Here is a 7,224-nt window from a genome sequence, read left to right as displayed (position 1 = left end):
CTCGCGTTCCGACGGGTCTATGGAGGAGTCCGAAACCGTGTCCGTCACTTCCCTCTCCGTTCCCGCGTATCCGGTCGCCCGGCGCAGCGCTAATACTCGCCGCGCCTGGACGACTTGGGTCTATTTTTACTATTTTAAGCATTGAACGTCAACGCGCGGCGCCGGCCGGCTCGAGTGCTGGGCACGGCGCCCGAAGTGAATCGAGGTTCCGGATGACGGCTGCAGCAGTCGATCTGTCAGATTTTTCGTTGTGGCGCAGCGGCTTTCCCGATGCTCTGTTCACCGAGCTACGGAATACCCGACCGCTCTTCCGCCACGGCTTGACACCGGGGGTCGCCAAAACCGTCCGCCGGGATTTCTGGATGACCACCAAGCACCGGCACGCGGTGCGGCTCCACCGGGACGCCGATTCGTTCACCGCCGGCGACGGCCCACTCATCCAGCCCGCCGACCTGTTCGCGTCGTATCCGACCATCATCACCCTGGACCCACCGGAACAGTCCAAGCATCGCAAACTCATCTCGAGTGCATTCACCCCCCGGGCGATCGCCAAGCTCGAAGATGGCATCCGTGCCCGCGCGTCGCGGATGATCGACCAGCTGATCGCACGCGGCGGGGGCGACTGGATCGAGGACGTCGCCGACGCACTGCCGATGACCGTCATCGGTGACATTATCGGCATCCCGGAAGAGGATCGGCCGCGTATCTTCGACGGCTTCGATCACATCCTGAAAGCCCAGTCGAGTAGGGCTCGTGTGGACGCCGAGCTCTTCGCCACGATCTTTGGCTATGCCATGGAGCTCACCGCTGAGAAGCGGCGCAATCCTGCCGACGACATCTGGAGCACCATCGCGTCCGCCGTCATCACCGGTGACGACGGTGAGCAATTCCGTTTGGCCGCCAACGAACTCGAGTTCTTTTTCTTCGTGCTGGCTTTCGCCGGAAGCGACACCACCAAGAACGCCCTTGCTATCGGGCTGCAGGCGTTCGTCACCAATCCCGAACAGATGGAGAGGTATCGCGAAGAAGAATCGCTGCGGTCCAGCGCGGTCGAAGAGGTGCTGCGGTGGGCGTCACCAGTCGCGTATTGGACCCGCACGACCAAGGTCGACATCGAGATGGATGGTCAGCACATCCCGAAAGGTGAGCGGGTGGTGTCGATGCTTCGTTCGGCCAACCGCGACGAGGAAGTATTCGACCAACCGTTCAGCTTCGACATCGCACGCCAACCCAATCCGCATGTCGCATTCGGCGGCGGTGGTGCACACCACTGCCTGGGCGCGATGCTGGCACGCGCCGAGATCCGCGCGGTACTCGACGAACTGCTGCTGCGGTGCGACGACATCACCCTCGGGCCGGCGGAAGTCAGCTACCCAAACCTGACCACCAACATGTCGATCTACGACGAGATGGCCATATCGCTGAAGGCGCGCTAATTTACTCGACGATGCGCAGCGCGGCTTTTGGGCACTGGTCGACCGCGGCGCGCGCGTCGATTTCCAAATGCTCTGGAACTTCGCCCTCCGCGACGTGCACGACCTCGGCGTCCCCGATCTCGAAGATGTCAGGCGCCAACGATTCGCAGAACCCGTTTGCCTCACACAACGTCTCGTCAACGATCACTCGCATCGAATGCCCCTTTCGTCACAGACCCTTGGGCCGGGTGCCGATTATCCCGGCTGATGCCAGACGCGCGAGGTCTTGATCGGTGAGCCCGCACAGATCGCGCAGCACCTCTTCATTGTGCTCGCCGAGAGTCGGCGGCGGACGCTTGAGCCAGTTGGGTCGACCGTCGAGCGGCGCGAATGGCGGCCGCGGATAGCGGCCCGGGCCGGTGCGCGGGTGGTCGAGCGGCTCCAGAAACTTCCGGTCGCCCAGTTGCGGGTTCTCGGTGATCAGCGACGGCGACACGACGGGCGCAGCGGGAATACCCACGCCGGCAAGGCTTTCCACCGCGCAGCGCAGATCCTGGCCGGAAAACCAGTCCTGCAACCGGCGGTCGATGTCGTCGGCCCCCTCTCGCCGTCCGACGACGGTGCCCAAGCGGTGGTCGTCCGTCCACGACGGCCGGCCCATCAGATCGACCAGCGCACGCCACTGGTCGTCGGTGGACACGGTGACGGCGATCCAATCGTCGTCGCCCGCGCAGCGGTAGAGATTCTGGATGGCCCAACCATGACCTCGGTTGCCGCGGCGGCTCAGCGTGACGCCGAATACCTCGGCCTCGATCGGTTGAATCGCGGTGGCGTTCATCACCGTTTCGATCATCGGCAGCTCGACGAGCTGACCGTGACCAGTGCGCTCGGCGAAGTTCAGTGCGGCCAGCACCGCGAACGCGGCGTGGATGCCGGCCAGCGGGTCACACGCCCCCCTGGGCGGGACGGGCGGACCGTCGGGCAAGCCCGTTACCCAGGCCAGCCCTGCTATCTGCTCCATGGTGGGCGCGAAACCGACCCGGTCGCGCCACGGCCCATCCAGCCCGAACGCCGGCATCCGCGCGATTACCAGCCGCGGGTTCACCGCCAGCAGGGCGTCCGCCGTGAGCCCGAAGTGGTCCATCACTCGCGCGGAGAAATTCTCGATCACCACATCGGCGTCGGCGACTAAGGCGGTGAACAGCCGGCGACCTTCGTCCGACCCCAAATCCAGAGTGACCGAACGCTTGTTGGTGTTCATGGCGTGGAACACCCAGCCGTACTCCCACCAGTCTTCGACGTCCTTGCGCATTCCACCCGAATACCGAATGCCGTCGGGACGCTGGATCGACTCCACCTTGACGACGTCGGCGCCGAACGCGGCGAGCAGATGCGTCGCCGCCGGCCCGGCCCAGAACGCGGTCAAGTCGACGACGCGCATGCCTTCGAGCGGCAGCCGAGGCTCTGCCGGCCGCGGGCCATGCTCGCGCGGAGGCCAGGGCCGGGTGTCGTCGGCCTCGCCGAGGGAAGGCGCGATGCGCAGCGGCGCGGGCCGGCAGCGTGACATCAACCATGGTGTACGCGGCTGGTGAAAGCCGGCGGGGTTGCGCACGAATACCCCGCGTTCTTTCGCGTAAGCGGTGTCGCGGATCGTGGCGCCGTTACCCAACGCGGCGATCGGCAGCCGGAACAGCTGGCCGAGTTCGGCGACTTCTTCGACGGTGCGTTCGGCCAGCCAGGGGCGGATTCGGTCGCGGATGAAGTCGCGGTATTCCCATCGGCCGATTTGAAAACGTAGCTGCGGAATTTCGGTCAGCTCTGGACAATCGACCATCGCCGCGAAGTCGAGCCACTGCTGTCCGGTGACCATGGTGATCCCGACGTAGCCATCCTTGGCCGGCTCGATAGACGGCACTTCGACCGTGCGCCGCACCGGCGGCGCTTGCAACAGCTGAGAGTGCAGCCATTCGCCACTTTGCATCAGCGTGATCGCCTCCAGCATGGACAAGTCCAGGTGCTCACCGGGACCGCCATGCTCGACGCGGCGGCGCAGCGCCAGAGCTCCGAATGCGGCACACACCCCGCCCATGTACTCCCCGAGGTCACCGCCGATCGCGATCGGCGGTCCTGCCGGATCGCCGCGGAAACCGGTCAAGCCCGACCACGCTTGCAGGGTGAATTCGCTGGCGGCCCGCTCGGCATATGGACCGGTCCAGCCGAAGTCGGAGATCGTGACGACGACCAACTGCGGGTGATCCGCCAGCAACCGCTGCGGATCGATGCCCAGCTCGGTCGCCCGCGACCGGGTCGCAGTCACCACGACGATATCGGCGCCGGCCAGCTCGTCGTGCAAACGTCCGCCGGAGCCGGACGAGGTCAGGCTGCGCTTGCCGGCATTGAGGTAGCCGAACAGGGGTGAGTCAGTCTCGTCCGGCAGCGGAGAGCAGCTGGCGCTGAACCGACGTAACGGATCCCCTTGTGGCGGTTCGACTTTCCTGACTTCAGCGCCCGCATCCACCAACAGCTTTCCGCAGTAGCTGCCGGCGACCCGGTCACTGATCTCGACAACACGGACATCGTCCAGCGGTGTCGGTCGGCTGTCGTGCCCGTCGCTCAACCTGTATCCGTCTACGTCGTCGGGTTGTTGTCTACGTCATCTTAGTAACTTTGCCGGCTCATGCTCGTTTTCCGGTTGGGCGGAGCGCTTGACCAGCGCGGCTATTATGCCATTACTGCTAAGATTGCAGTAAATGGAGTTCGCGGGTGCAGCGGCCGCGGCTCCGTCCGGTCATTCCGCTGCTGGAATCGTATGACTGCGCTGGGAATTGGCCCCGAGGCACGACGCCGTTTGTCGGCACCCAGAATCGCCGAAATCGTCGCCGACGAGTTGCGGCGCCAGATCATCGACGGCGAGTTGGCCGACGGCGATTTGCTGCCGCGCCAGGAAGTGCTTGTCGAGCAGTTCAATGTCAGCCTGGTTTCGCTGCGGGAGGCGCTGCGGATCCTGGAGACCGAGGGGCTGGTGTCGGTCCGGCGCGGCAACCGAGGCGGCGCGGTGGTGCACGCTCCGGCGAAGACCAGCGCCGCCTACATGTTGGGTCTGCTGTTACAGAGCGAGTCGGTGGTAGTCGCCGATCTAGGCACGGCGATACTGGAGCTCGAACCCGCCTGCGCGGCATTGGCGGCTCAGCGACCCGACCGCGCCGACACCATCGTCCGCGAGCTCAAAGAAGTCAACGACGCGATGGCCGCGCATCTGGAGGACGGTCCGGAATTCACCGAAATCGGCCGTAAATTCCACGATCTCGTCGTGCGTGGCTGCGGCAACCGCACGATCATCGCGGTGGTCGGCACCCTGGAAACGTTGTGGACCAGTCACGAACAGCAATGGGCCGACGAGAGTGCGGCTAAAGGCACCTACCCCTCGCTGGCCAAGCGTCGCGCCGTGCTCAACACCCATGTCAAGCTGGCCGAGATGATCGAAGCGGGTGACGTCGACCGGGCACGTCGCATCGCCGCTCGCCATCTTTCCGACACGCAGAGTCACGTACTGGCCGCAGGCCCCGACCAACGGATCTATGCGTTGTCGCCGCAGGCGCTGTCGCGCCCACGAGACAATCGCCATCTGTAAGTCGTGAGCGCCCGAACCGCACTGGTAACCGGTGGCAGCGGCGGGATCGGCAAGGCCTCCGCGAGCAAACTGTGCCAACTCGGATATGACGTCGTGTTGTCCGCACGACGAGAAGGTCCGCTACGCGCGGCCGCTGAGGAAATCGGAGCGCGCTATATCACCGCCGACGCTTCTGACGCGGCCGGCTTCGCGCAAGCGATCAGCGCAATGGAGACAATCGATTTGGTCGTGCACGCCGCTGGAACGCTCGGCGGGACCTACGCGCGCAAGCAGACATTCGAGCAGTGGCAGGCGATCATTTCGGCCAACCTGGATTCCTGCTTTGTGGTGACCGCTGCCGTGCTACCGCGAATGCGGGCCGGCTCGCGGCTGGTATTCATCTCGTCGTCCGCGGCGCACGAACCAATGATGGCGCGGACTGCCTACTCGGCGTCCAAGGCGGGGATGAACGCGTTCGCTCGTGCGCTTGCTCTTGAGGTCGACCGCGACGGCATCGCCGTCCATATCGTGACGCCGGGGCCGGTGGAAACCGAGATGCTGCAGGATGTTCCGTTCGAGATGTACGCAATCCAAGTGTCGGATGTCGCCGAGGCAGTGGCTTGGCTCGACACCGTAGACCCGTCGGTGGACCTACCGGAAATCCGGCTCAACGCCGTGCGGCGCGGACCGTTCGCACGCGAACCCGTGGTTCCTAGCGAGGCTCGCCGCCGGGCTGCCCAGGGAAGGGCTTGATCACCGTTTCGCCGAATTCACGCAGCGATTCCGGGGCGGCGAAGTCGGCGAACCAGACATAGAAGCGCTCGACGCCTTGGGCGGCCAACCCGGCGAAATGTCCGGACAATTCGTCGGCGTCACCGCAGACCAGGCCCGATCCGAGATTCCCGAACCGACGGGTGCTCAGCTCCCGCACAGCGTTGGGGTCATTGCCCTTGCGAACGAAACCGACCATCTGCTGAACCGACACTCGAGCAGACCCGGCGGCCGGCGCCAAACTTGCCAGCCGATCGAGATGGTTCGCCGGTATGTTCCACCAATCCGCGTATCTGCGAACAAGTTCCATCATCCGGCGCCCGGTGCCGCCCAGGATCAGCGGTATCCGATGCTCGGGAAGTGGAAACTGCGTGCGCTCCGGCGCCTCATCCCGCCCCCAGTACTGCATGATCAATCCCAAATGGCGCTCGAGTTGCTCGACGCGGGCCACCGGATCGTCTTGGCCAACATCGAATCTGGCGAACTCAGCGGGCCACGAGCCGGATCCGAGCCCGAGCTCGAACCGGCCGTCGGATGCCTCCGACAACGTGACGGCTTGTTTGGCCAGCACGGCGGGATATCGAAAGGCGTCGCAGAGCACCAGATGACCGATCCGCAGCCTCTCGGTCTTCGCGGCTACCCAGGTAGCGACACTCATTGCTTCCCAGATCTTTTCGTCGCGCAGCCCGGGTGCCTCGAGGTGGTCGATGAACGCCACCCCGGAAAAGCCGCTCACCTCGGCGTGGCGCGACCGCTCCACGATGTCGGCAACTGGCAACCGCACTTGCGGCAAGAACAGGTACCACTCGGCCATAGCTGACCACCATACGGAGCTGTGCAGCACGCCGCGGCAGCGATTGACGTCTGTCGCGCTAGTTTACTATTTTTATTATGTTAGGGGCCTTATGGATGTCGGACTGAATTCCGGTCAGCTGGCGCTGCGTGACAGCGTGCGCGACGTCCTGCGCACCGAGTGCCCGCCCACCGTCGCCCGCCAGGCGATGACAGATCCAGAACGGTGGCGCGCGGTGTGGAAGACGGTGGTCAGCCTCGGCTGGACGGAACTCGCTGCGGGAGCCGACTACGGTCGCGTCGATCTCGCTGTCGTTCTCGAGGAATGCGGCGCGGCCATCGCCCCCATCCCATTGCTGTGCAGTGTCGGCCTGGCCGCCGGTGCCCTGCGGGCGGCTGGCCCTGCGGTTGGCCAGGTGCTGGACGCGATCGGCGGCGGCGTCGTGGCCGCGCTGGCTGTTCACCCGCCCGGGTATCGGCTGCCCGGCGTGCCCCTGACGCTGGAGCGTGGGCGCCTGCACGGGCGTGCGGTCGCGGTGGCCGGCCTGCCTCAGGCGGAGCTGATCGTCACCTTGGCCTCGTCACCCGACGGTCCGGTCGTCGCCGTCGCCCGGGTTGGCGACGGCGTGTCGGTAC

General features: G+C 65.2%; 7 protein-coding genes. 4 read left to right on the top strand and 3 right to left on the bottom strand.

Annotated elements, in window-relative coordinates:
• Window positions 1-212 precede the first annotated feature (212 nt).
• Complete coding sequence (locus WBF82_RS22340; RefSeq protein ID WP_424385111.1) at window positions 213-1,436, top strand: cytochrome P450; 1,224 nt, start codon at window positions 213-215, stop codon at window positions 1,434-1,436.
• A gap of 1 nt (window position 1,437) precedes the next feature.
• On the opposite strand, the gene WBF82_RS22335 is transcribed toward WBF82_RS22340, so the two are convergent.
• Together WBF82_RS22335 and WBF82_RS22330 are read right to left on the bottom strand one after the other, a co-directional pair.
• Window positions 1,438-1,629, bottom strand: a complete 192-nt coding sequence (locus WBF82_RS22335) for a ferredoxin (RefSeq protein WP_424385110.1) — start codon at window positions 1,627-1,629, stop codon at window positions 1,438-1,440.
• A gap of 15 nt (window positions 1,630-1,644) precedes the next feature.
• Entirely contained in the window at window positions 1,645-4,032 is a 2,388-nt protein-coding gene (locus tag WBF82_RS22330; protein WP_424385109.1) for a CaiB/BaiF CoA transferase family protein, read from the bottom strand.
• A 192-nt stretch (window positions 4,033-4,224) separates the two neighbouring features.
• On the opposite strand from WBF82_RS22330, the gene WBF82_RS22325 reads away from it, so the two are divergent.
• Complete coding sequence (locus WBF82_RS22325) at window positions 4,225-5,046, top strand: FadR/GntR family transcriptional regulator (protein WP_424385108.1); 822 nt, start codon at window positions 4,225-4,227, stop codon at window positions 5,044-5,046.
• Window positions 5,047-5,049: 3 nt separating this feature from the next.
• A complete protein-coding gene (locus WBF82_RS22320; protein ID WP_424385107.1) occupies window positions 5,050-5,778 on the top strand; it encodes an SDR family oxidoreductase in 729 nt (242 codons plus the stop codon).
• On the opposite strand, the gene WBF82_RS22315 is transcribed toward WBF82_RS22320, so the two are convergent.
• The gene (locus tag WBF82_RS22315; RefSeq protein WP_424385106.1) at window positions 5,738-6,610 is read right to left on the bottom strand and encodes an LLM class flavin-dependent oxidoreductase; all 873 of its coding nucleotides are present in this window, start codon (window positions 6,608-6,610) and stop codon (window positions 5,738-5,740) included. The two genes, WBF82_RS22320 and WBF82_RS22315, sit on opposite strands and share 41 nt — an antisense overlap.
• Window positions 6,611-6,701: 91 nt before the next feature.
• On the opposite strand from WBF82_RS22315, the gene WBF82_RS22310 reads away from it, so the two are divergent.
• A partial coding sequence (locus tag WBF82_RS22310) for an acyl-CoA dehydrogenase family protein (RefSeq protein ID WP_424385105.1) occupies window positions 6,702-7,224 on the top strand: 523 nt, incomplete at its 3' end.

The organism is Mycobacterium sp., from assembly GCF_049673265.1.
Lineage (GTDB): Bacteria > Actinomycetota > Actinomycetes > Mycobacteriales > Mycobacteriaceae > Mycobacterium.
The sequence above is the reverse complement of the archived record's forward strand: the minus strand, read 5'-3'. Positions and strand labels throughout refer to the sequence as shown.

Bases quoted from the DNA above. Each gene is read 5' to 3' on its own strand.
- WBF82_RS22325 (WP_424385108.1), top strand. From the start codon at position 4,225: ATGACTGCGCTGGGAATTGGCCCCGAGGCACGACGCCGTTTGTCGGCA.
- WBF82_RS22340 (WP_424385111.1), top strand. From the start codon at position 213: ATGACGGCTGCAGCAGTCGATCTGTCAGATTTTTCGTTGTGGCGCAGC.
- WBF82_RS22335 (WP_424385110.1), bottom strand. From the start codon at position 1,629: ATGCGAGTGATCGTTGACGAGACGTTGTGTGAGGCAAACGGGTTCTGC.
- WBF82_RS22315 (WP_424385106.1), bottom strand. From the start codon at position 6,610: ATGGCCGAGTGGTACCTGTTCTTGCCGCAAGTGCGGTTGCCAGTTGCC.